Consider the following 25,381-nt stretch of genomic DNA (forward strand, 5'->3'; position numbering starts at 1 on the left):
AGCTACCGAGAAGGTGTCGAGATGTCCCAGCCGCAAACCGATCCGGCTCTCTCCCACAGCGCCGACGTCCCCGCGCACGTCGCCGCGTACAACGACACGGCCGAGAACCTCCCCGAGGGCGCTCTGCACGTACTCTTCGCCGCGCAGGCGGCCCGCACACCCGAGGCCGTCGCCCTGGTCCGCGAGGACCACAGCCTGACCTACCGGGAGCTGGACGGCGCGGCCAACGCCCTGGCGCACCGGCTCGTCGCCGAGGGCGTACGGCCGGGCGACGCGGTCGGACTGCTCTTCGACCGCTCGTTCGCCTACGTCGTCACGGTCCTCGCCGTGCTGAAGAGCGGCGGCGTCTACGTCCCCCTCGACCACCGCCAGACCGACGAGCGGCTCGCCTGGATCCTCGACAACACCGGCGCCACCCTCCTGGTCACCGACCGCCCGGCCGCCGAGACCGGCTTCGCGGCCGGCCTGCCCGCCCTGCGGCTCGACGACGCCACGGCCACCGCCGACACGGCCCCCACCGGCCCGGACGTCGAGGTCCACCCCGACCACCCGCTTTACATGATGTTCACCTCCGGCTCCAGCGGCACCCCCAAGGGTGTGGTGAACACCCACCGCAACGTCGTCGAACTCGCCCTGGACCCGGGCTTCGGAGCCGCCGCCCACGAACGGGTCCTCGCCTACTCGCCGCTGCCCTTCGACTCCTCCACCTACGAACTGTGGGTGCCGCTGCTGCGCGGCGGACTCGCCGTCGTCCTCCCCGCCCGGAAGATCGACATCGGCGAGCTGGCCGAGGCCGTCACCCGGTACCGGGCGACCGCCGCCTACTTCACCACCGCCCTCTTCGACGCCATGGCCAGCGAGGCCATCGACGGGCTGGCGCAGCTGCGCGAGATCTGGACCGGCGGCGACGTCCTGTCCGCCACCGCCCTGCAACGCGCCATGGACCACTGCCCGGACACCACGTTCGTGCACGTCTACGGCCCCACCGAGGCCACTGTCTTCTGCAGCTACCAGAGCTTCACCCCCGAGGTCCGCACCCTGGACCGGCTGCACCTCGGCATCCCGATGGCCAACACCGCCATGTACGTCCTCGACGCCGAGCTGCGCCACACCGCCCCCGGCGAGACCGGTGAGCTCTACGTCGCCGGCCCGCACCTCGCCCAGGGCTACGGCCGCCTCCCGGCCCTCACCGCCGAGCGCTTCACCGCCGACCCCTACGGCCCGGCCGGCACCCGGATGTACCGCACCGGCGACCTCGCCGCCTGGAACGAGCACGGCGAGATCGTCTTCCTGGGCCGGGCCGACCAGCAGGTCAAGCTGCGCGGCAACCGCATCGAGCTCGGCGAGATCGAGACCGTCCTCGTCCGCCACCCCGCCGTCGCCCAGGCCGCGGTCGTCGTCCGCGAGGACCGGCCCGGCGACAAGCGCCTGGTGGCCTACGCCGTACCCGTCGAGGAGGGCGCCCTGGACGGGGCCGAGATCCTCCGGTACGCGGCCGAGCAGCTCGTCGAGTACATGGTGCCCTCGGCGCTCGTCCCGATGGGCACACTGCCGCTGACCCCGAACGGCAAGCTCGACCGGCGCGCCCTGCCCGCCCCCCGGGCCGGGGCTGCCCCCGGCGGACGGGCCCCGCGCAACCCCGTCGAGGAAGTCCTCTGCGGTCTGTTCGCCCACTCCCTCGGCCTGCCGTCGATCGGCATCGACGACGACTTCTTCACCCTCGGCGGCCACTCCCTGCTGGCGACCCGGCTGGTCAGCCGGGTCCGCACGGTCCTGGACGTCCAGCTCACCCTGCGGCAGTTCTTCGAGTACCCGACCGTCGCGCTGCTCGCCGAGTACGTCGCCACCGGCGGCGGCGAGTCCGCCCGCCCCGCCCTGACCGCCCAGGAGCGCCCGGAGCCGCTGCCGCTCTCCGCGGCCCAGCAGCGGCTCTGGTTCCTCGACCAGATGGAGGGCCCCTCGGCGACCTACAACATCCCGCTGGCCGTGCGGATCCGCGGCTCCCTCGACACCGCGGCCCTGGAAGCGGCGTTCACCGACGTCGCGGGGCGCCACGAGAGCCTGCGCACCGTGTTCGGCCAGGCCGAGGGGCAGACGTACCAGCGCATCCTGCCCGCCGACGAGGTCCGGGTGGAGGTGCCGGCCACCCCCGCGACCGAGGAGGACATCGCCGCGCTGCTGACCGCCGAGGCCGAGCGGATCTTCGACCTGGCCGCCGACCTCCCCTTCCGGGCCCGGCTGTTCACCCTCGGCGAGCGGGAGTCCGTACTCCTGGTGGTCATGCACCACATCGTCTCCGACGGCTGGTCCTACCAGCCGCTCATGCGCGACCTGAGCACCGCGTACGCGACCCGCTCCCGGGGCGAACGCCCCGCCTGGGAGCCGCTGCCCGCCCAGTACGCCGACTACACCCTCTGGCACCGCGACGTCCTCGGTGACCCGGCGGACCAGGACAGTGTCGCCGCCGGTCAACTCGACTACTGGCGAAGGACGCTGGCCGACCTGCCGGAAGAGGTCACCCTGCCGTCCGACCGGCCCCGGCCGGCCGTCGCCTCCTACCAGGGCGCCACCCACACCGTGCACCTCTCCGAGGAGAGCCACGCCGCACTCGCGGAACTGGCCCGCGAGACCGGGGCCTCGATCTTCATGGTGGCCCAGGCCGCGGTGTCGACGCTGCTGTCCCGGTCCGGTGCCGGGCACGACATCCCGCTCGGCTCGCCCATCGCGGGCCGCACGGACCAGGCGCTGGACGATCTGGTGGGCTTCTTCGTCAACACCCTGGTGTTGCGGACCGACACGAGTGGTGATCCGACGTTCCGGGAGCTTCTGGACCGGGTCCGGGAGACCGACCTGGCGGCCTGGAGCCATCAGGACCTGCCGTTCGACCGGCTGGTCGAGGCGTTGAACCCGGAGCGCACCACCGCCCGCCACCCCCTCTTCCAGGTCATGCTGACCCTGACCGACGCCGCCACTCCGACGCTCGTCGCCGAACGGCTGGAGACCGAGTCGGAGTTCACCTGGCTGCGGGTCGCCAAGTTCGACCTCACGTTCTCCTTCGCGGAGCACCGGGACGCGGACGGTCGGCCCGGTGGTCTGGACATCACCATCGAGTACGCGACGGATCTGTTCGATGCCCGTACGGCGGAGTCGGCGGGTGAGCGTCTGGTGCGGTTGTTGGACGCGGTGGTGGTGGCGCCGGATGTTCCGGTGGGTGAGTTGGAGTTGTTGGCGCCGGGTGAGCGCGGTCTGCTTCTTGAGGAGTGGGCGGGCAGGGTGACCGAGGTTCCTGATGGGGGACTGGGTGGGTTGTTCGCGGCGCAGGTGGTGCGGACGCCGGATGCGGTGGCGGTGGTGGGGGAGGGGCGTGAGCTTTCCTATCGTGAGCTGGATGCGTTGGCGAATGGTGCGGCGTACCGGTTGATCGGGGAGGGGGTGCGGCCGGGGAGTCGGGTCGCGCTGTTCCAGGAGCGGTCGGTTGCCGCGGTGGTGACGACGCTGGCGGTGGTGAAGGCGGGTGCGGTGTATGTGCCGTTGGACACCCGTTATCCGGCGGAGCGGGTGGAGTTGATCGTCGGTCAGTCCGGTGTCACTCATCTGGTCACCGATCGTGACCCGGGGTCGGTGGCCGTGCCTGCGGGTGTGCGGGTGTTGGGGCCGGTGGCGGGTGAGGCGGTGGCGTCGTCGGATCCGGGGGTGGTGGTCCATCCGGACCAGCCGGTGTACGCGATGTTCACCTCGGGTTCGACCGGGGTCCCGAAGGGGGTCGCGGTCACCCACCGCAACGTCGCCGATCTGGCCGGGCAGTCGATGTACGCCAATGGGAACCATGGCCGGGTGCTGTTCCACTCGGCGATGGCGTTCGACGCGTCGACGTACGAGATGTGGGTGCCCTGGCTCAACGGCGGAACGCTCGTCGTCGCCCCCGCCGGCCACCTCGACGCGGCGGCGTACCAGGAGCTGATCGCCCGGCACGGCATCACCGCGCTGTGGCTGACGGCCGGACTGTTCCGGGTCATCGCGGAGGAGTCCCCGGAGGCGTTCGCGGGGGTGCGGGAGGTGTGGGCCGGTGGCGACGTCGTCCCGCCCGAGGCCGTACGCAGCGTACTGGCGCACTGCCCGGAGATCACGGTCGTCAACGGCTACGGCCCGACCGAGACCACCACCTTCGCCGCGACCCACCACGTCCGCCGCCCCCTGGACCATGCGGGTGCGATTCCGATCGGTGAGCCGTTGGACAACCACCGGTTGTACGTTCTGGACGAGGGGTTGCGGCTGGTGCCGCCGGGCACGCCGGGCGAGCTGTACATCGCGGGTGCGGGGCTGGCCCAGGGGTACCTGGACCGGCCGCAGCTGACGGCGGACCGGTTCGTCGCCGACCCGTACGGTCCGGCCGGTGCCCGGATGTACCGCACCGGTGACCTGGTCCGGTGGAACCGGGAGGGCTCCCTCGAATACCTGGGCCGGGCCGACCAGCAGGTCAAGCTCCGCGGCTTCCGCATCGAACTCGCCGAGATCGAGACCGCACTGACCGCACACGCCGACGTGGGCCAGGCCACCGTGGTCGTCCGCGAGGACCGGCCCGGCGACAAGCGCCTCGTCGCCTACCTGGTCGCCGCCGACGGCGCCCGGATCGATGTCACCGAGGTACGCGGTCAGGTCTCCGGGGCCCTGCCCGAGTACATGGTCCCGTCCGTCCTCATGGTCCTCGACGCGATCCCGCTCACCGTCAACGGCAAGGTCGACCGGCGCGCCCTGCCCGCCCCGCAGGTCGCCCTCACCACCAACGGACGCGCCCCGCGCACCCCGCAGGAAGAAGTGCTCTGCGGACTCTTCGCCGCCGTCCTCGGACTTCCCTCGGTCACCATCGACGACCACTTCTTCCACCGGGGCGGCCACTCGGTGCTCGGCACCCGGCTGATCAGCCGCATCCGGCGCGCGTTCGGCGTCCAGCTCGGGGTGAAGGACCTGTTCCGCAACCCCACGGTGCTCGCGCTCTCCGAGTGCGTCACCGCGGGCAGCGGCGAACAGCCCCGCCCCGCGCTGGTGCCCGAGGAGCGTCCGGAGCGCGTACCGCTGTCGTCGGCGCAGCAGCGGCTCTGGTTCCTCGACCAGATGGAGGGGCCGTCCGCCACGTACAACATTCCCCTCGCGCTGCGGCTGAAGGGGACGTTGGACCGGGAGGCGCTGCGGCTGGCGCTCACCGACCTCACCACCCGTCACGAGGGACTGCGCACCGTCTTCCCCACCGACGGGGGAACCCCGCACCAGCACATCCTGCCCCCGGCCGACCTCGAACTCCCCCTGACCGAAACCTCCGAGGAGGAAGCCACCGCACGACTGGCGGAGCTGTCCGCGGGCACCTTCGACCTGTCCGTCCAGCGACCGATCCGTTGCCACCTGCTCGCGCTCGGCGAGCAGGAGCACATCCTCCTGGTGGTCATCCACCACATCGCCTCGGACGGCTGGTCCAACGGGCCGCTCCTCCGCGACCTGGCCACCGCCTACACGGCCCGCACCGGCGGCACCGCCCCCGCCTGGGAGCCGCTGCCGGTCCAGTACGCCGACTACTCCCTCTGGCAGCAGCGTCTTCTGGGGAGTGACGAGGAACGGCAACTCGACTACTGGCGCTCCGCGTTGGCGGACCTTCCCGAGGAGGTCACGCTTCCCACCGACCACGCCCGGCCGGCCGTCGCCTCCAACAAGGGCACCATGCACACCGTGCACTGCTCGCCCGAGCTGCACGAAGCGCTCGGCGCCCTGGCCCAGCACACCGGCACCACCCTGTTCATGGTGGCCCAGGCCGCGGTGTCGACGCTGCTGTCCCGGTCCGGTGCGGGGCACGACATCCCGCTCGGCTCACCCGTCGCCGGACGCACCGATCCGGCGCTGGACGATCTGGTGGGCTTCTTCGTCAACACCTTGGTCCTGCGGACCGACACGAGTGGTGATCCGACGTTCCGGGAGCTTCTGGACCGGGTCCGGGAGACCGACCTGGCGGCCTGGAGCCATCAGGACCTGCCGTTCGACCGGCTGGTCGAGGCGTTGAACCCGGAGCGCACCACCGCCCGCCACCCTCTCTTCCAGGTCATGCTGACCGTCAGCGACACGTCCGCCGAGGCCCCCGAACTCCCGGGGCTGGAAGCGTCGTACGAGTTCTCCAAGGTGGAGACCGCCAAGTTCGACCTCACGTTCATCTTCACCGAGCACCACACCCCGGATGGCCGTCCGTCCGGTCTGGACATCACCATCGAGTACGCGACGGATCTGTTCGATGCCCGTACGGCGGAGTCGGCGGGTGAGCGTCTGGTGCGGTTGTTGGATGCGGTGGTGGTGGCGCCGGATGTTCCGGTGGGTGAGTTGGAGTTGTTGGCGCCGGGTGAGCGCGGTCTGCTTCTTGAGGAGTGGGCGGGCAGGGTGACCGAGGTTCCTGATGGGGGACTGGGTGGGTTGTTCGCGGCGCAGGTGGTGCGGACGCCGGATGCGGTGGCGGTGGTGGGGGAGGGGCGTGAGCTTTCCTACCGTGAGCTGGACGGGTTGGCGAATGGTGCGGCGTACCGGTTGATCGGGGAGGGGGTGCGGCCGGGGAGTCGGGTCGCGCTGTTCCAGGAGCGGTCGGTTGCCGCGGTGGTGACGACGCTGGCGGTGGTGAAGGCGGGTGCGGTGTATGTGCCGTTGGACACCCGTTATCCGGCGGAGCGGGTGGAGTTGATCGTCGGTCAGTCGGGTGTCACTCATCTGGTCACCGATCGTGACCCGGGGTCGGTGGCGGTGCCTGCGGGTGTGCGGGTGTTGGGGCCGGTGGCGGGTGAGGCGGTGGCGTCGTCGGATCCGGGGGTGGTGGTCCATCCGGACCAGCCGGTGTACGCGATGTTCACCTCGGGTTCGACCGGGGTTCCGAAGGGGGTCGCGGTCACCCACCGCAACGTCGCCGATCTGGCGGCGCAGTCGATGTACGCCAATGGGAACCATGGCCGGGTGCTGTTCCACTCGGCGATGGCGTTCGACGCGTCGACGTACGAGATGTGGGTGCCCTGGCTCAACGGCGGCACGCTCGTCGTCGCCCCCGCCGGCCACCTCGCCCCGGCCGACTACGTACGGCTGCTGACCCAGCACCGGATCACCTCGATCTGGCTCACCGCCGGGCTCTTCCGGCTCATGGCGGAGGAGATCCCGGAGGCGTTCGCGGGGGTGCGGGAGGTGTGGGCCGGTGGCGACGTCGTCCCGCCCGAGGCCGTGCGCCGGGTCATGGACCGCTGCCCCGACACCACCGTCGTCAACGGCTACGGCCCCACGGAGACCACCACCTTCGCGACCACCCACCGCATCCGCCGCCCCCTGGACCATGCGGGTGCGATTCCGATCGGTGAGCCGTTGGACAACCACCGGTTGTACGTTCTGGACGAGGGGTTGCGGCTGGTGCCGCCGGGTACGCCGGGTGAGCTGTACATCGCGGGTGCGGGGCTGGCCCAGGGGTACCTGGACCGGCCGCAGCTGACGGCGGACCGGTTCGTCGCCGACCCGTACGGTCCGGCCGGTGCCCGGATGTACCGCACCGGGGACCTGGTCCGGTGGAACCGGGAGGGCTCCCTCGAATACCTGGGCCGGGCCGACCAGCAGGTCAAGCTCCGCGGCTTCCGCATCGAACTCGCCGAGATCGAGACCGTCCTCGCCGGCCTTCCGGGTGTCGCCCAGGCCACCGTGGTCGTCCGTGAGGACCGGCCCGGCGACAAGCGCCTCGTCGCCTACCTGGTCGCCGCCGAGGAGAGCGCCGGGGCCGAAACCGCCGACCTGCAGCGGCAGATGGCCGGGCTGCTGCCCGACTACATGGTCCCGTCCGCCTTCGTGGTCCTCGACGCGATCCCGCTCACCGTCAACGGCAAGGTCGACCGGCGCGCCCTGCCCGCCCCGCAGATCGACAGCGCACCCGCCGGACGCGCCCCGCGCAACGCCCGGGAGGAAGTGCTCTGCGGACTCTTCGCGGAGATCCTCGGACTTCCCTCGGCCACCATCGACGACCACTTCTTCGACCTCGGCGGGCACTCGCTCCTCGCCACCCGGCTCGTCGGCCGGATCCGTACCGCGCTCGGAGTCGAACTCTCCGTCGCGACCCTCTTCGAAAACCCGATCGTGGCCACGCTCGTCGAGAAGCTCGACGCCGGCGGGGCCGCACGGCCCAAACTTCGGCCGATGCGCCGGATGGGAGTGACCAAGTGATTCCCTTGTCCTTCGCCCAGCAGCGGCTCTGGTTCATCGCGCAGATGGAAGGGCCGTCCACCACCTACAACATCCCGCTCGCGGTCCGGCTCGGTGGTGACCTCGACCGCGGGGCCCTCCACTCGGCGCTCCTGGACGTGGTCGGCAGACACGAGAGCCTGCGCACCCTCTTCCCCGACCAGGACGGCACCCCGTACCAGCACATCCTGGCGGAGGAGGACGTCGAACTCCCGCTGCCCGTCGTCCCGGCCGACGACGAAACGCTCCAGGCCGTCCTCACCGAGGAGTCCGCGCAGGTCTTCCACCTGGAGAAGGACCTGCCGCTGCGGGCCCGCCTGATCGCCCTCGGCGAGCGGGAGCACGTCCTGCTCGTCGTGATGCACCACATCGTGTCCGACGGCGGCTCGACCGCCCCGCTCCTCGAAGACCTCGCCACCGCCTACGAGGCCCGCGCCAGGGGCACGGCCCCCGCCTGGGAGCCGCTGCCGGTCCAGTACGCCGACTACACCCTCTGGCAGCAGGAACTCCTCGGCGACGGCGACGACCCGGAGAGCGCCGGGGCGCGCCAGCTGGAGTTCTGGCGGCAGACCCTGGACGGTCTGCCCGAGGAGGCCACCCTGCCGGCCGACCGGCCCCGCCCCGCCTCCGCCTCGTACGTTGGCGCGACCTGCGACGTCCGGCTGCCCGCCGAACTCCACATCGGGCTCACCCACCTCGCCCGGGAATCCGGCGCCACCCTGTTCATGGCCGTCCAGGCCGCCGTGGCGACCGTCCTGTCCCGCTCCGGCGCCGGGCACGACATCCCGATCGGCTCGCCGGTCTCCGGGCGCATCGACGAGGCGCTCGACGGACTCGTCGGCTTCTTCGTCAACACCCTGGTGCTCCGCACCGACCTGACCGGCGACCCGAGCTTCCGCGAACTGCTCTCCCGGGCCCGCAGGACCGACCTGGCCGCCTGGGACAACCAGGACCTGCCCTTCGACCGGCTCGTCGAGGTGCTGAACCCCGAACGCTCCGCCTCCCGCCACCCGCTCTTCCAGGTGATGCTCACCATGGGCGAGGCCGGGTCCGACGCCATCGGGTTCCCCGGGCTCGACGCCCGTACCGAATACCGGTCCCTCCAGATCGCCAAGTTCGACCTGACGTTCGGCTTCGCCGAGCACCGCACCCGCGACGGCCGCCCCGACGGCCTGGACATCACCATCGAGTACGCCACCGACCTCTACGACGCCCCGACCATCGACGCCCTGATGGCGCGGCTGAACCGGCTGCTGGAAGCCGTGGTCACCTCGCCCGACACCCCGCTCTCCGTCCTCGACCTCCTCGGCGAGCACGAGCGGCGGCTGCTCCTGGAGGAGCGCGGCGGCACCGCCACCGGCAGCCCGGACCTCAGCCTCGCGGAGCTGTTCTCCGCGCAGGCCGCCCGCACCCCCGACGCCATCGCCCTCGTCGACGAGGACCACGACCTGACCTACGCCGAACTCGACGACGTCACCAACCGGCTCGCCCACCACCTCGTCAACACCGGCGTCCGGCGCCACGACGTCGTCGCCGTCCTGATGGAACGCTCGACCGACCTGCTCACCGCCCTGCTCGCCGTGGTCAAGGCCGGAGCCGTCTACGCCCCGCTGAACACCACCGACCCGGACAGCCGGCTCGTCCAGATCCTCGCCGACACCCGGGCCCCGGTCGTCCTCACCGACCGGGCCCTCGCCGACCACCAAGTCGTCCTCGACACCGAGGCCCAGGTCATCGTCCTGGGCGAGGACCTCGACCTCGACCGGCTGCCCGCCACCGCCCCCGACCACACCATCCACCCCGACCAGCCGGTGTACGCGATGTTCACCTCCGGCTCGACCGGGGTCCCGAAGGGCGTCGCGGTCACCCACCGCAACGTCGCCGACCTGGCCGCGCAGACCATGTACGGCAACGGCAACCACCGGCGGGTCCTCTTCCACTCGCCGGCCGCCTTCGACGCGTCGACGTACGAGATCTGGGTGCCCTGGCTGAACGGCCGGACGGTCGTCGTGGCCCCGCGCGGCCACCTCGCCCCCGCCGACTACCAACGGCTGCTCTCCGAGCACCGGATCACCGCCCTCTGGATGACCGCCGGGCTCTTCCGGGTCATGGCCGAGGAGGCCCCCGGCGCGTTCGCCGGGGTGCGGGAGGTGTGGGCCGGTGGTGACGTCGTCCCGCCCGAGGCGGTCCGCCGGGTCATGGACCACTGCCCCGACACCACCGTCGTCAACGGCTACGGCCCGACCGAGACCACCACCTTCGCCGCCACCCACCGCATCCACCGCCCCCTCGACCAGGCGGGCGCGATTCCGATCGGCGAGGCCCTGGACAACCACCGGTTGTACGTCCTCGACGAAGCATTGGGGCTCGCCCCGCCCGGCGCCCCCGGCGAGCTGTACATCGCCGGAGCCGGTCTCGCCCAGGGCTACCTCAACCGCGCCTCGCTGACCGCCGAACGCTTCGTCGCCGACCCGTACGGCCCGGCCGGCACCCGCATGTACCGCACCGGGGACCTGGTCCGGTGGAACCGGGAGGGCTCCCTCGAATACCTGGGCCGGGCCGACCAGCAGATCAAGCTCCGCGGCTTCCGCATCGAACTCGGCGAGATCGAGAGCGCCCTGGCCGCCCACCCGAGCGTGGGCCAGGCCACCGTCATGGTCCGCGAGGACCGGCCCGGCGACAAACGCCTCGTCGCCTACCTGGTCGCCGCCGACGGCGCCCGGATCGACACCGAGGAGGTGCACCGCGAGATCGCCGGCGCCCTGCCCGAGTACATGGTCCCGTCCGCCTTCATGGTCCTCGACGCGATCCCGCTCACCACCAACGGCAAGGTCGACCGGCGCGCCCTGCCCGCCCCGCTCCACACCACCGGCACCGACGGCCGGGCACCCCGGACACCCGCCGAGGAAGTCCTCTGCGGACTCTTCGCCGCCGTCCTCGGACTCCCGTCGGTCACCATCGACGACCACTTCTTCCGGCGCGGCGGACACTCCCTGCTCGCCACCCGGCTCATCAGCCGCATCCGGGCGGTGTGGGAGACCGAGATCACCATCCGGGACCTGTTCCAGTACGCCACCGTCGCCCAGCTCGCCGAACGGATCGCCGCCGAGAACAGCGAGGCCCGGCGCCCCGCGCTGATGGCCGAGGAGCGTCCGGAGCGCGTACCGCTGTCGTCGGCGCAGCAGCGGCTCTGGTTCCTCGACCAGATGGAGGGGCCGTCCGCCACGTACAACATTCCCCTCGCGCTGCGGCTGAAGGGGACGTTGGACCGGGAGGCGCTGCGGCTGGCGCTCACCGACCTCACCACCCGTCACGAGGGACTGCGCACCGTCTTCCCCGTCCACGAAGGGACCCCGCACCAGCACATCCTGCCGCCGGCCGACCTCGAACTGCCCCTGACCGAGACCACCGAGGAGGAACTCGACCAGCACCTGGCCGACCTGGCCGGCCGGACCTTCGACCTGGCGGCGGAACCGCCGCTGCGGGCCCGACTGCTGCGGACCGGGGCCGACGACCACGTGCTCGGGCTCGTCATCCACCACATCGCCTCCGACGGCTGGTCCAACGGGCCGCTCTTCCGCGACCTCGCCACCGCCTACGAGGCCCGCACCGGCGGCACCGCCCCCGCCTGGGAGCCGCTGCCCGTCCAGTACGCCGACTACTCCCTCTGGCAGCGGCGCCTCCTGGCCGACGTCGAGGAACGCCAGCTCGACCACTGGCGCGGGGTCCTCGCCGACCTGCCCGAGGAGGCCACCCTCCCCACCGACCACGCCCGCCCGGCCGTCGCCTCCAACAAGGGCCGCACCCATGCCGTGCGCTGCTCCGCCGAACTGCACACCGCGCTGACCGAGCTGGCCCAGGAGACCGGCACCACCCTGTTCATGGTGGCCCAGGCCGCCGTGGCGACCCTGCTCTCCCGGTCCGGCGCCGGACACGACATCCCGCTCGGCTCACCCGTCGCCGGACGCACCGACCAGAAGCTCGACGACCTCGTCGGCTTCTTCGTCAACACCCTGGTCCTGCGCACCGACACCAGCGGAGACCCCACCTTCCGCGAACTGCTCACCCGGGTCCGGGAGACCGACCTCGCCGCCTGGGCCCACCAGGACCTGCCCTTCGACCGGATCGTCGAAGCGCTCAACCCGGAACGCACCAGCGCCCGCCACCCGCTCTTCCAGGTCATGCTCACCGTCGGCGACACCGGCGGCGCACCGCCGCAACTGGCCGGGCTGGAGACCGGCTTCGACTTCCCGCCGGTCGCCGTCGCCAAGTTCGACCTCACCTTCGCGTTCGCCGAGAACCGGACCCCGGACGGCCGGCCCGACGGCCTCGACATCATGATCGAGTACACCACCGACCTCTACGACGCACGGACCGTCACCACCGCCGCCGACCGGCTCGTCCGGCTCCTCACCGGCGCAGTCGCCGGCCCCGACCTGCCGCTCGGCGCCCTGGAGATGGTCTCCGGGCAGGAGCGGGAGCAACTGCGGGAGTGGAGCGGCGCACGGACCCAGCCCCCCGCCCTCGGACTCGACGCGCTCTTCGTCGAACAGGCCCGGCGCACCCCGCACTCCGTCGCCCTGGTCCACGAGGAGCAGCGGATCACCTACGAGGAACTCGACATCTGGTCGAACCGGCTGGCCCGCCACCTCACCTGGCGCGGCGTCACCCCCGGCAGCATCGTCGCCATCCACGTCGAACGCTCCCCGCAACTCGTCGCCACCCTGCTCGCCGCGCTGAAGGCCGGAGCCGGATACACCCTGCTCGACCCGCAGTTCCCGGCCGACCGGCTGAACACCGTCCTCGGCCAGACCGGCCCGGCGGCCCTCGTCACCCAGGCCCACCTCACCCCCCTGTCCACCCGGGCCACCCTGATCGACCTCACCGAGGAGATTCCCGCGATCAGCGCCCTGCCCGGAACACCGGTGGAGACCGGCGGGCACCCCGAGTCCATCGCCTGCGTGATGTTCACCTCCGGATCCACCGGCATGCCCAAGGGCGTCGCCGCCTCGCACCGGGCGCTCGCCGCCACCTTCATCGGCCCCGACTACCTGGACTTCGGCCCCGGCCAGACCTATCTGCAGAGCTCCCCGGTCTCCTGGGACGCCTTCGCCCTGGAGGTCTTCGGACCCCTGCTCCACGGCGGAGTCTGCGTCCTCCAGCCCGGCCAGCACACCGACCCGCACCAGATCGCCGAACTCGTCGAACAGCACGGCATCACCACCCTCCAGATGTCGGCGAGCCTCTTCAACCACATGCTCGACGAGCACCCGGCGGTTTTCTCCCGGATCAAGGAGGCCATGACCGCGGGCGAGGCCGCCTCGCCCGCCCACACCGCCCGCGCCCTCGCCGACCACCCCCACCTCCACCTCGTCAACGGCTACGGGCCCGCCGAGAGCATGGGCTTCACCACCACCCACACCCTCACCGGACCCGCCCCCGCCATCCCGATCGGCCGCCCCATCGCCGGCAAGCACGCCTACGTCCTGGATGAGAACCTCCGGATGCTGCCGCCCGGCGTCCCCGGCGAGCTCTACGTCGCCGGCCACGGCCTCGCCCACGGCTACATCGGGCAGCCCGCGCTCAGCGCGGAACGCTTCGTCGCCGACCCGCACGGCGCACCCGGCTCACGGATGTACCGCACCGGCGACCTGGCCCGCTGGAGCCAGGACGGAGCCCTGGAGTATTTCGGCCGGGCCGACCAGCAGATCAAGTTGCGGGGCTTCCGCATCGAGCCGGGTGAGATCGAATCGGCGCTGCTGCGGCACCCCTCCCTCGCCCAGGTGGCGGTGCTGATCCGCGAGGACCGGCCCGGCGACAAACGACTGGTGGCGTACGTGGTGCCCGTCGAGGGCGCCGAACCCGACCTTCCCGAGCTGCGCCGGCACGCGGTGGCCGCCCTGCCCGAATACATGGTCCCCGCCACCATCGTGCCGCTGGACGCGCTGCCGCTGACCGTCAACGGCAAGCTCGACCGGCGCGCCCTGCCCGAACCGGCGCAGGCCGACACGGCCGGCGGCCGGGCCCCGCGCACCCCCGCCGAGGAAGTGCTCTGCGGCCTCTACGCGGACGTCCTGGGCCTCGGCCAGGTCACCATCGACGACCACTTCTTCCAGCTCGGCGGGCACTCCCTGCTCGCCACCCGGCTCATCGGCCGCATCCGCTCCATCTGGGACACCAAGGTCACCATCCGCGACCTGTTCCAGTGCCCGACCCCCGTCCTGCTCGCCGAACACATCGCCACCAGCACCGGCGGCGACCCGATGGAGACACTCCTCCCGATCCGGGCCGCGTCCGCCGCCTCCACCGAGGCCCCGCTCTTCTGCGTCCACGCGATCTCCGGGATGAGCTGGTCGTACGCCGGACTGCTCCGGCACATCGGCCGGCGGCCGCTCCTCGGCCTCCAGGCCCGCGAGCTGACCCACCCCGCGGACCGGCCCGCCGACATCGAGGAGATGGCCGAGAGCTATGTGGCCCAGATCCGGTCGGCCCAGGCCCACGGCCCGTACCACCTGCTCGGCTGGTCGTTCGGCGGGCTGGTCGCGCAGGCCATCGCCGCCCGGCTGGAGGAGCAGGGCGAGGAGGTCGCCCTGCTGGCCCTGCTCGACTCCTACCCGCTGCCCGACGGATTCCGGGCACCCGTCATCACCGGCCGGGAGGTGCTGACCGCCCTGCTCGGCGGTCGCGGCGCCGACATCGGCGTACGGTGCGCCGACACCGCCCCGGACGCCGGGGAACTGGCCGCCGTCCTGCGCGCCGAGGACGCCGTTCTCGGCGCACTCGAACCCGACCAGGCCGCCGCGGTCGTCACCGCGACCGCCGCCAACCTGGAGATGCGCTACCGGTACGTGCCCCGGCGCCGGTTCGGCGGCGACGCGGTGTTCTTCAACGCCGCCCGCACCCCCGCCGCGAGCACCGGGTCCCAGGCCTGGGCCCCCCATGTCCGGGGCCGCGTCGAGGAGTACGACATCGACTGCGAGCACTGGGACATGACCACGGCCGAACCCCTGCGCGAGATAGGGAAGATCCTGGCCGAGGAACTGCGGGGGGTGCGCCACTGACCCACGCCCCCCAGGTGCCCGGACCCGCCGATCACGGCGGGGCCGGGCACCTTCGCGTGCGGCGGACCGGCACCCCCAATTGCCCGCGGGCTGCCGCTTCCTCCGCCGGGCAGGGACTCGTCGCCCGCATAGCGTGAGGTCATCCGCAGGCCCCAGCTCCCGGCGACAGAAAGTCAAGGAAATGGTTGATCATTCCGGCTGGCGTGTCGGGGTAGCTTCGGCCCCCGTCCACCACGGCGAGATCCTGCAAGGCGTGTTCCCCGGCGACGGCGGGCTCACCCGAGGACTCGTCACACTTCCCTGCACCATCCACGTGACCCGCGCGACCTTCATCCCCGCCCCCGGCGCCGAGGTCACCGTCACACCGTCCTGGAAGGGCAAGGCCCGGCGCGCCGCGGAACTCGCGGTCCGCGCCGTGACCCCGCCGGACGCCGGGCCGGCCGGGGGACACCTGGACCTCAGCGGCGACGTACCGCTGTGCCGGGGCTTCGGCTCCTCCACCAGCGACGTCCTGGCGGCGATCTGGGCGGTGAAGGACGCCTTCGTCAGCCCCCTCCCCGCACAGGAGGTCGCCCGCATCGCGGTACGGGCGGAGACCGCGTCCGACTCCCTGATGTTCGAGGACTCGACCGTCCTGTTCGCCCAGCGCGAGGGCACCGTGATCGAGGACTTCGGCTACCGGATGCCCGCCCTGCGGGTCCTCGGCTTCGGCTCCCGTCCCGAGAACGGCGGACGCGGCGTGGACACCCTGGCCCTCTCGCCGGCCCGCTACGGACAGGACGAGGTCGACCTGTTCACCCGGCTGCAGGCGATGCTCCGGGAGGCCATCCAGATGAAGGACGTGGCCCTGCTGGGCTCGGTCGCCACGGCCAGCACGGAGATCAACCAGCGTCATCTGCCGATCCCGGAACTCGACCGCATCCGGGACATCGCACGGACCACCGGAGCCGTCGGCATACAGGCGGCACACAGCGGGGACATCGCGGGACTCCTCTTCGACCGGGACGACCCCGAGGTCGAGGCGCGCACCGAACTGGCCCAGGACCTCCTCCAAGAGCTCGGAATCCACGAGCAGTGGAACTACACAACGGGTGACTGACATGACGACGACCACACTCCCCAAGGCGCACTCCTCGATCGTCGAGGCGACGGAGCTGCCCCGCATCATCAAGGTGACCGACAACCTCTACGCCGCGGCCTTCAGCCTGATGAAGCTGCTGCCCGCCCGCTACATCCTCGACCGCGCCGAGGCGGCCGGACTCATCTCCCCGGGCACCCGGATCATCGAGACCTCCTCGGGAACCTTCGCCCTGGGCCTGGCCATGGTCTGCCGGCTGCGCGGCTACCCGCTGACCATCGTCGGCGACTCCGCGATCGACCGGGACCTGCGCACCCGGCTCGAAATGCTCGGCACCACCGTGGAGATCGTCGAGCACACCGGCCAGGCCGGCGGCATCCAGGGCGCCCGGCTCGCCCGCGTCGCCGAGCTGCGCCGCCAGTACCCCGACGCCTTCGTCCCCGGCCAGTACGACAACCCCGACAACCCCGGCGCCTACGGCATCGTCGCCGACCTGATCGGCGACACCGTCGGATCCGTCGACTGCCTGGTCGGCCCGGTCGGCTCCGGCGGCTCGACCGGCGGCCTCGGCGCCGCCCTGCGCCAGACCGGCCCGGCCCTCCACCTGATCGGCGTCGACACCCCCGGCAGCATCATCTTCGGCAGCCCCGACGGCCCCCGCATGCTGCGCGGACTCGGCAGCAGCATCCACCCCGGCAACGTCAAGCACGCGGCGTACGACGAGGTCCACTGGGTGACCGCCCCCGAGGCGTTCCACGCCACCCACGAGCTCTACCGCGCCCACGGCCTGTTCATGGGCCCGACCAGCGGAGCCTCCTTCCAGGTGGCGTCCTGGTGGGCCGAGCGCAACCCGGACAGCACCGTCGTCATGGTCCTGCCCGACGAGGGCTACCGCTACCAGTCCACCGTCTACAACGAGAACTGGCTGCGCGAGCAGGACATCGTCCCCGCCCCCGCCGCCAACGGCCCGGTCACCGTCGAACACCCGCTGGACGCCCCCGCCGCCTGGTCCCGGCTGCTGTGGGCCCGCCGCGGCTTCGACGACGTGGTGATGCCGGTGGTCGAGTCATGAGCGAGCGCCTGCTGCTCCTGGTGGAGAGCAACACCACCGGCACCGGGCGGCTGTTCGCCCGGCGCGCCGCCGAACTCGGCGCGGTGCCCGTGCTGCTGTGCGCGGACCCCGGCCGCTACCCCTACGCCGCCGAGGACGGACTGCGGACCGTCGTCGTCGACACCTCCGACGAGACCGCGCTGTGGGCGGCCGTCCGCGCCCTGGAGGGCAACGCCACCCTCGCGGGCGTCCTGACCAGCTCCGAGTACTACGTGCCGACCGCCGCCGCCCTGGCGTACCGGCTCGGACTGCCCGGCCCTTCGGCCGAGGCCGTACGGGCCTGCCGCGACAAGGCCGAGCAGCGCCGGACACTCACCGACGCCGGCATCGGCTCGCCGGGCTTCGAGGTCGTCACCGAGGCCGCCGGCGCCGTCGCCGCCGCCCGCTCCCTCGGACTGCCCGTCGTCGTCAAACCTGTACAGGGCTCGGGCAGCCTGGGCGTACGGCTCTGCTCCGACCTGACGGAGGTCGCCGAACACGCCGGGAACCTGCTGGCCACCACCGTCAACGAACGGGGCATCGCCGCTCCGGGCCGGATCCTGGTCGAGGAGTACCTGACCGGACCGGAGTTCTCCGTCGAGGTCTTCGGCACCGAGGCCGTCGTCACCGTCGCCAAGCACGTCGGCGCACCGCCCTCCTTCGTCGAGACCGGCCACGACGTGCCCGCCGCACTCCCCGGCGCACAGGAGATCGCGCTGCGCGAGACCGCCGTCCGCGCCGTCCGCGCGCTCGGCCTGGGCTGGGGGGCCGCCCATGTCGAACTGCGCCTCACCGGGCCCGGGTCCGCCGCCGTCATCGAGGTCAACCCCCGGCTGGCCGGCGGCATGATCCCCGAACTGGTCCGTCGCGCCTGCGGCATCGACCTCGTCCGCGCCCAGGTGCTCGCCGCCCTCGGCACCGCACCCGAACTGGACCGCACCGGCTACGCCCGCGCCTCGATCCGGTTCCTCACCGCCGCCCAGGACGGCATCCTCGCCCCGGCCGCCGCACTCGCCGACGCCGTGGAACGCGCCCGCACGGTCCCCGGCGCCGTCGAGGCGGTGCTCTACCGGGCCCCCGGCGAACCGGTGGGCCCCGCCGAGGACTTCCGGGGACGGGTCGGCCACGCCATCGCCGTCGCCGACCGCTCGGTACGGGCCGCCGAGGCCGCCGGACGCGCCGTCGACCTGCTCGGCCGGGCCCTGATCCACGCCGTGCACACCGAGGAGGCACTCGCATGACCGCGGCGACCGCGCGCGGCGTCGACACCGGCCGGCTCAAGGCCGCGCTCGACGCCGAGGCGCACCGCATCGTCTACGACCAGTACCTGCCGGAGGCCACCGACGGGCTCGGCGACGAGCTCCGCTGCATCAGCGAGGTCGACCGCGCCCACCTGGTCATGCTCACCGAACGCGGCATCGTGGACGCCGACCGGTCCGCCGCCCTGCTGCGCACCATCGGTGAACTGCGCGAGCAGGACTTCGCACCGGTCCGCGCCCTCCCGATGCCGCGCGGCGTCTACCTGGCGTACGAGGGACACCTCATCGAACAGCTCGGCGACCGCATCGGCGGCATCCTGCACACCGGCCGCTCGCGCAACGACCTCAACGCCACCACCACCCGGCTCAAGACTCGCGCCCCCTACCGGGCCCTGCTGGACGCGGTCGACCGGCTGGCCGGGGTGCTCCTGGCCAAGGCCGAGGAGTACCGCGACGTGGTCATGCCCGCGTACACCCACGGCCAGCCGGCCGTCCCGATCGGCTACGGCCACTACCTCGCCGGAATCGCCGCCGGAGTGCTGCGGGCCTACCGGTCGCTGCTGGACGCCGGACGCCAGCTCGACGTCAACCCGCTGGGCGCCGGTGCGATCGGCGGCACCTCCGTACCCATCGACCCCCGGCGCACCGCCGAACTCCTCGGCTTCGACTCCGCCGCGCCCAACTCCGTCGACGCGGTGGCCTCCCGGGACTTCGTCCTGGAACTGCTCTCCGCCTCCGCCGTCCTCGGGGTCGTACTGGCCCGTGCCGGACGGGACCTGAGCACCTGGACCTCCGAGGAGTTCGGACTGCTCCGGGTCGGTGACACACTCGTCGGCTCCAGCTCGATGATGCCGCAGAAACGCAACCCCTTCCTGCTCGAACACATCCAGGGCCGGTCCTCCGCGAGCCTCGGCGCCTTCGTCGCCGCCGCCTCCGCGATGACCACCGGCGGCTACACCAACGCCATCGCGGTCGGCACCGAGGCCGTCCGCCACCTGTGGCCCGGACTGCGCGGCACCACCGACGCGGTGACCCTGCTGAGCCTTGTCGTGGCGGGCACGGAGCCCGAGCGGGACCGCATGGAGCGACGGGCCGTGGACGGTTTCACCTCCGCCACGTACCTGGCGGAACGGCTCGTCCTGGACGGGACCCCGTTCCGGGCCGCGCACCACCAGGTCGGCGAGACCGTACTCGACGCCCTGGAGACCGGCCGGTCCCTGGAGGACGCGGCGGCCTTCGACGCCGTCGAGGACGGCGGGCTCGCCCCCGACCGGGTGATGGCGGCCTGCGCCCACGGCGGCGGCCCCGGCTCGACCGCCGGCGGAATCCACGCGCTCACCGCCCGGCTGGACGCCCTGCGGGCCGAGTCCGCCGCCCGGCACGCCCGCTGGAGCGACGGAGCCGCGCTGCTGTCGCAGGCCGTGGCCGAGGCGGTGACGTCATGTCGGCAGAAGTGACCGAGCGCCCCATGGACCACGACAACGGGCACCCCCCGGGGAAGGGACTGCGCGGCCACCGCGACTTCCGGCTGCTGTGGATCGGCGAGACGACCAACCGCGTCGGCATCAACATCACCGCCGTCGCCATGCCCCTGGTGGCGGTGGTCACGCTCGACGCGAGCACCTTCGCGGTGAGCGTGCTGGCCGCCGCCCCCTGGCTGCCCTGGCTGCTGATCGGCCTGCCCGCCGGAGCCTGGGTGGACCGGATGCGGCGCCGCCCGATCATGATGGTCTGCAACGTGCTCCCGCTGGTCCTCCTGGCCAGCGTGCCGGTGGCGGGCTGGCTCGGGGTCCTGACGATGACCCAGCTCCTCGCCGTCGCCCTGGCCAACGGGTTCGCCGCGGTGTTCTTCGGGATCTCGTACAAGGTCTACGTGCCCTCCCTCGTCGGCCCCGAGGACCTCCAGGAGGCCAACGCCAAGCTCCAGGGCAGCGAATCGGTGGCCCAGGTCGCCGGACTCGGAGGCGGCGGCCTGCTCGCCCAGATCTTCGGCGCCACCTCCGGGCTCCTCGTCAACTCGGGAACCTTCCTGGTCTCCGCGCTCTGCCTGCTGGGCATCCGCAGCAAGGAACCGGTCCCCGAACGGCCGACGGAGCACCGGGCCCTGCGCCGGGACATCAAGGAGGGCGTCCGGTACACCTTCAAGGACCCCTACCTGCGCGTCCTCACCCTGTACGGCACCGCCACCAACCTGCTCCTGACCGCCGAGGCGGCGATCATCCCGGTCTTCATCATCCGGGAACTGGGCGTCCCCGAGGGCGCCACCGGCTGGCTCCTCGCCTCCAGCAGCGTCGGCGGCATCCTCGGCGCCACCTTCTCCAAACGGCTGATCGCACGGTTCGGATCGGCCCGCGGTCTGCTCGTCACCACCATCGCCAGCGCCCCGTTCGCCCTGCTCATCCCGATGACGGGAACGGACTGGACGCTGTCCGCACTGGTCGTCGGGAGCGCGGTCCTCTCGCTCGGCGTCGTCCTCGCCAACGTGATCCAGGGAGCGTTCCGCCAGCGCTACTGCCCGCCCCAGCTGCTCGGCCGCGTCTCGGCCAGCGTCTCGGTCGCGAACTTCGGCGCCATCCCCTTCGGATCCCTGCTCGGCGGAGCTCTCGGCACCGCCCTCGGTCTGCGGCCCACCCTGTGGCTGCTCACCGCGGGACTCGCCCTGACCCCGCTGCTCCTGCTGATCGGGCCGCTGCGCCGCCGGCGCGACCTGCCGGTCGCACCGGCGACGCCATGACGCCCGACTCACCTGTCACTCTCGCAAGAACAGGAGAGACCCCGTGGAACAGATGCTGCCCAGAATCGTCCGTGAGCTGCCACCCCCTGGCTCACTCGATCTCTGGCTCCTGAGGGTCTCGGATGTCCCCAACGGCATCCTGGACGAACAGGTACTCGACGCGACCGAGCGTCAGCGTGCCGCCACCCTCATGCACGCCGCCGACCGCACCCGGTTCACGGCCGCGCATGTCGCCCTCCGCCGGCTGCTCGGCTCCTACCTGAGCCTGCGCCCCGAGGACGTCCACCTCGGCAGGGACCTCTGCCCCTGCTGCGGCGGACCGCACGGCAGACCCACCGTGCTCGATATCGACGACCGGCTGTTCTTCTCGCTGTCCCACCGCGGCGACCTCGCGGTCGTCGGGACCGCCGCGGCCCCCATCGGGGTCGATGTGGAACTCGTGCCGGACCAGGACGGCACCGCCGATCTCGCCGCGATGCTGCACGTGGACGAACAGGCCGAACTGGCGGCGCTGGCACCGCCCGCCCGGCCCCGAGCACTGGCCCGGCTGTGGACCCGCAAGGAGGCCTACCTCAAGGGCCTCGGCACGGGGCTCGGCCGCGACCCGTCCCTCGACTACGTCGGCTCGGGACGCCCCGAAGGACCGTACCCGCCGTCCGGCTGGACCCTCGTCGACGTTCCGGTGGACCGGGGCTACGCGGCGGCGGTGGCGGTCCACGGAGAGCTCACCATGGACGGCCTCCTGGTCCGCCGGCTCGCCGGCATCGACGTCGTACGGCATACCTGCGACGTCCCGCAGACGGCGAAGAACCCACCCTGACCACCACCGGGACCGCCGGGTGCGTCCGTCGCGGTGACCACCCGGCGGCGGGCCCGCACCACCCGGCCGCTCCCGCCGCGGCTGCCGTTCCCCGCGACGTCCTCGCCCCCATCCCTCCGGACCCTTGGAACTGACGATGTCAAACGCTGTGAAGCAGGCCCCCGCGGCCCTCCTCCCGCACACGCGACCCCGTACCACCGGGCAGCCGGACACCGGCGCCGAGCACGTGACGGGCGCCCAGTCCCTCATCCGGTCGCTCGAAGAGGCCGGCGTGGACACCGTGTTCGGCATTCCCGGCGGGGCGATCCTGCCCGCCTACGACCCGATGATGGACTCCACCCGGCTCCGCCACGTACTGGTCCGCCACGAGCAGGGCGCCGGGCACGCGGCCACCGGCTACGCCCAGGCCACCGGCAAGGTCGGTGTCTGCATGGCCACCTCCGGCCCCGGCGCCACCAACCTGGTCACGCCGATCGCCGACGCGTACATGGACTCCGTCCCGTTGGTCGCGATCACCGGCCAGGTCTCCTCCAAGTCCATCGGCACGGACGCCTTCCAGGAGGCGGACATCGTCGGCATCACCATGCCGGTCACCAAGCACAACTTCCTGGTCACCCACGCGGACGACATCCCGCGGACGGTCGCCGAGGCGTTCCGGATCGCCTCCACCGGCCGCCCCGGACCGGTGCTCATCGACATCACCAAGGACGCCCTCCAGGCGAGCACCATCTTCCGCTGGCCCACCGCCACCGAACTGCCCGGCTACCGCCCCGTCACCAAACCGCACGCCGGGCAGATCCGCGAGGCCGCCCGGCTCATCGCCGACGCGAGCCGCCCGGTCCTCTACGTCGGCGGCGGCGTGCTCAAGGCACGGGCCACGGTCGAACTGCGCGCCCTCGCCGAACTGACCGGCGCCCCCGTGGTCACCACCCTGATGGCGCTCGGCGCCTTCCCCGGCAGCCACCGGCAGCACGTGGGCATGCCGGGCATGCACGGGGACGTCGCCGCGGTCGCCGCCCTCCAGAAGGCCGACCTGATCGTCGCCCTGGGCGCCCGCTTCGACGACCGTGTCACCGGCAGGCTGGACGGCTTCGCCCCGTACGCCAAGGTCGTCCACGCCGACATCGACCCGGCGGAGATCTCCAAGAACCGCCTCGCCGACATCCCGATCGTCGGGGACGCCCGCGAGGTCCTCGCCGCCCTCGCCGCCGCCGTACGCTCCGACCGGGAGGACGGGCGCGTCGGGGACTACGCCGCCTGGTGGCGGGAGCTGGACCACTGGCGCTCCACCTACCCGCGCGGTTACGAGCCCCCCGCCGACCCCGGGCTGCTCTGCCCGCAGCAGGTCATCCAGCGGATCGGCCAACTCGCCCCGGCGGGAACACTGTTCGCGTCCGGTGTGGGGCAGCACCAGATGTGGGCGGCGCAGTTCCTCCCGCACGAGGAGCCGGGCACCTGGTTCAACTCGGGCGGTGCCGGGACGATGGGGTACGCGGTCCCCGCCGCGATGGGCGCCAAGGCCGGCCGCCACGACCGCACGGTCTGGGCGATCGACGGCGACGGCTGCTTCCAGATGACCAACCAGGAACTCACCACCTGCGCGCTCAACAACATCCCGATCAAGGTCGCCGTCATCAACAACGGCGCCCTCGGGATGGTCCGCCAGTGGCAGAACCTCTTCTACGGGGCACGGTTCTCCAACACCGTGCTGCACGACGGCGCCACCAACGCCTCCACCGGATCGGCCCGGGGCACCGGCTCCGCGACCAACCGGGGCACCCGCGTCCCGGACTTCGTCCAGCTCTCGGAGGCGATGGGCTGTGTGGGCCTGCGCTGCGAGAGCCCGCTCGAACTCGACACGATCATCGAGAAGGCCAACGCGATCAACGACCGCCCCGTCGTGGTGGACTTCATCGTCCAGCAGGACGCGATGGTGTGGCCGATGGTCCCGGCCGGTACCTCCAACGACGACATCATGGCCGCACGTGACGTACGCCCCGACTTCGGCGACTTCGCGGACGACTGAGAGGACCCTCCGACATGTCCCAGCACACGCTCTCCGTCCTGGTCGAGGACACCCCCGGCATCCTCGCCCGCGTGGCCGCCCTGTTCTCGCGCCGCGGCTTCAACATCGACTCGCTCGCGGTCGGCACCACCGAGCACCCCGACCTCTCCCGGATCACGGTCGTCGTCCGGGTCGAGAACCAACTGGCCCTGGAACAGGTGACCAAGCAGCTCAACAAGCTGGTCAACGTCCTGAAGATCGTGGAGCTGGAGGCGGACTCCGCCGTCCAGCGCGAACTGGTCCTGGTCAAGGTCGCCGCCGGCAACGGGACCCGGGCCCAGGTCATCCAGATCGGTGAACTCTTCCGGGCCAGAACCGTCGACGTGTCACCCGACGCCGTCACCCTCGAAGCGACCGGCTCCGGCGACAAGCTCGACGCGATGCTCCGGATGCTGGCCGGCTTCGGCATCAAGGAACTCGTCCAGTCCGGCGCCATCGCGATCGGCCGCGGCTCCCGGCCCCTGGCCGACCGCTCCACCCGCGAGACCCGCCCGATCCGCCTGACCCCCGCCACCGCCCCGGTCACCGCCGAGGCGCAGAGCGCCTAGTACGCACGAGGCGCAGAGCGCCTAGTACGCACCCCGCACACCTGTCCGCACACCCTCACGATCCAGGAAACAAGGAGAACCACCATGCCCGCCGAGCTGTTCTACGACGACGACGCCGACCTGTCCATCATCCAGGGCCGTAAGGTCGCGGTCATCGGTTACGGGAGCCAGGGGCACGCGCACGCGTTGTCGCTGCGTGACTCGGGTGTCGACGTCCGGGTCGGTCTGCACGAGGGCTCGAAGTCGAAGGTGAAGGCCGAGGAGCAGGGTCTGCGGGTGGTCTCGCCGTCCGAGGCCGCCGCCGAGGCCGATGTGATCATGATCCTGGTGCCGGACCCGATCCAGGCGCAGGTCTACGAGGAGTCCGTCAAGGACAATCTGAAGGCCGGGGACGCGCTGTTCTTCGGGCACGGGCTGAACATCCGGTTCGGTTTCATCACGCCGCCGGCCGATGTGGACGTGTGCATGGTCGCGCCGAAGGGTCCGGGGCACCT

At 72.1% G+C, this 25,381-nt stretch carries 11 protein-coding genes; all 11 read left to right on the forward strand.

The window, feature by feature from the left end; genetic code table 11:
• The first annotated feature begins 21 nt into the window (after positions 1-21).
• On the forward strand, positions 22-8,214 hold the full coding sequence (locus ACF08W_RS31180; RefSeq protein ID WP_392281318.1) for an amino acid adenylation domain-containing protein: 8,193 nt from the start codon (positions 22-24) through the stop codon (positions 8,212-8,214).
• Positions 8,211-15,293: an amino acid adenylation domain-containing protein gene (locus ACF08W_RS31185; RefSeq protein ID WP_392281319.1), complete on the forward strand. Its 7,083-nt coding sequence runs from the start codon at positions 8,211-8,213 to the stop codon at positions 15,291-15,293. The genes ACF08W_RS31180 and ACF08W_RS31185 overlap by 4 nt, the downstream gene beginning before the upstream one ends.
• A 181-nt stretch (positions 15,294-15,474) precedes the next feature.
• Positions 15,475-16,392, forward strand: a complete 918-nt coding sequence (locus ACF08W_RS31190; protein ID WP_352281066.1) for a kinase — start codon at positions 15,475-15,477, stop codon at positions 16,390-16,392.
• Between the two features lies 1 nt (position 16,393).
• Positions 16,394-17,443: a pyridoxal-phosphate dependent enzyme gene (locus tag ACF08W_RS31195; protein WP_352281068.1), complete on the forward strand. Its 1,050-nt coding sequence runs from the start codon at positions 16,394-16,396 to the stop codon at positions 17,441-17,443.
• Positions 17,440-18,702, forward strand: a complete 1,263-nt coding sequence (locus ACF08W_RS31200; protein WP_385216651.1) for an ATP-grasp domain-containing protein — start codon at positions 17,440-17,442, stop codon at positions 18,700-18,702. Before ACF08W_RS31195 ends, ACF08W_RS31200 begins: the two co-directional genes overlap by 4 nt.
• The gene (argH, locus tag ACF08W_RS31205; RefSeq protein WP_392281320.1) at positions 18,699-20,177 is read left to right on the forward strand and encodes an argininosuccinate lyase; all 1,479 of its coding nucleotides are present in this window, start codon (positions 18,699-18,701) and stop codon (positions 20,175-20,177) included. Before ACF08W_RS31200 ends, argH begins: the two co-directional genes overlap by 4 nt.
• The gene (locus ACF08W_RS31210) at positions 20,162-21,454 is read left to right on the forward strand and encodes an MFS transporter (RefSeq protein ID WP_392281321.1); all 1,293 of its coding nucleotides are present in this window, start codon (positions 20,162-20,164) and stop codon (positions 21,452-21,454) included. The genes argH and ACF08W_RS31210 overlap by 16 nt, the downstream gene beginning before the upstream one ends.
• Positions 21,455-21,506: 52 nt before the next feature.
• The gene (locus ACF08W_RS31215; protein WP_352281079.1) at positions 21,507-22,274 is read left to right on the forward strand and encodes a 4'-phosphopantetheinyl transferase superfamily protein; all 768 of its coding nucleotides are present in this window, start codon (positions 21,507-21,509) and stop codon (positions 22,272-22,274) included.
• A gap of 136 nt (positions 22,275-22,410) precedes the next feature.
• Complete coding sequence (locus ACF08W_RS31220; RefSeq protein WP_392281322.1) at positions 22,411-24,300, forward strand: acetolactate synthase large subunit; 1,890 nt, start codon at positions 22,411-22,413, stop codon at positions 24,298-24,300.
• Between the two features lie 14 nt (positions 24,301-24,314).
• Complete coding sequence (gene ilvN / locus ACF08W_RS31225) at positions 24,315-24,887, forward strand: acetolactate synthase small subunit (RefSeq protein ID WP_352281077.1); 573 nt, start codon at positions 24,315-24,317, stop codon at positions 24,885-24,887.
• An 84-nt stretch (positions 24,888-24,971) separates the two neighbouring features.
• A partial coding sequence (locus ACF08W_RS31230) for an NAD(P)-binding domain-containing protein (RefSeq protein ID WP_392281323.1) occupies positions 24,972-25,381 on the forward strand: 410 nt, incomplete at its 3' end.

Origin of the sequence: Streptomyces sp. NPDC015144 (genome assembly GCF_043079735.1) — a bacterium.
Taxonomy (GTDB): domain Bacteria; phylum Actinomycetota; class Actinomycetes; order Streptomycetales; family Streptomycetaceae; genus Streptomyces.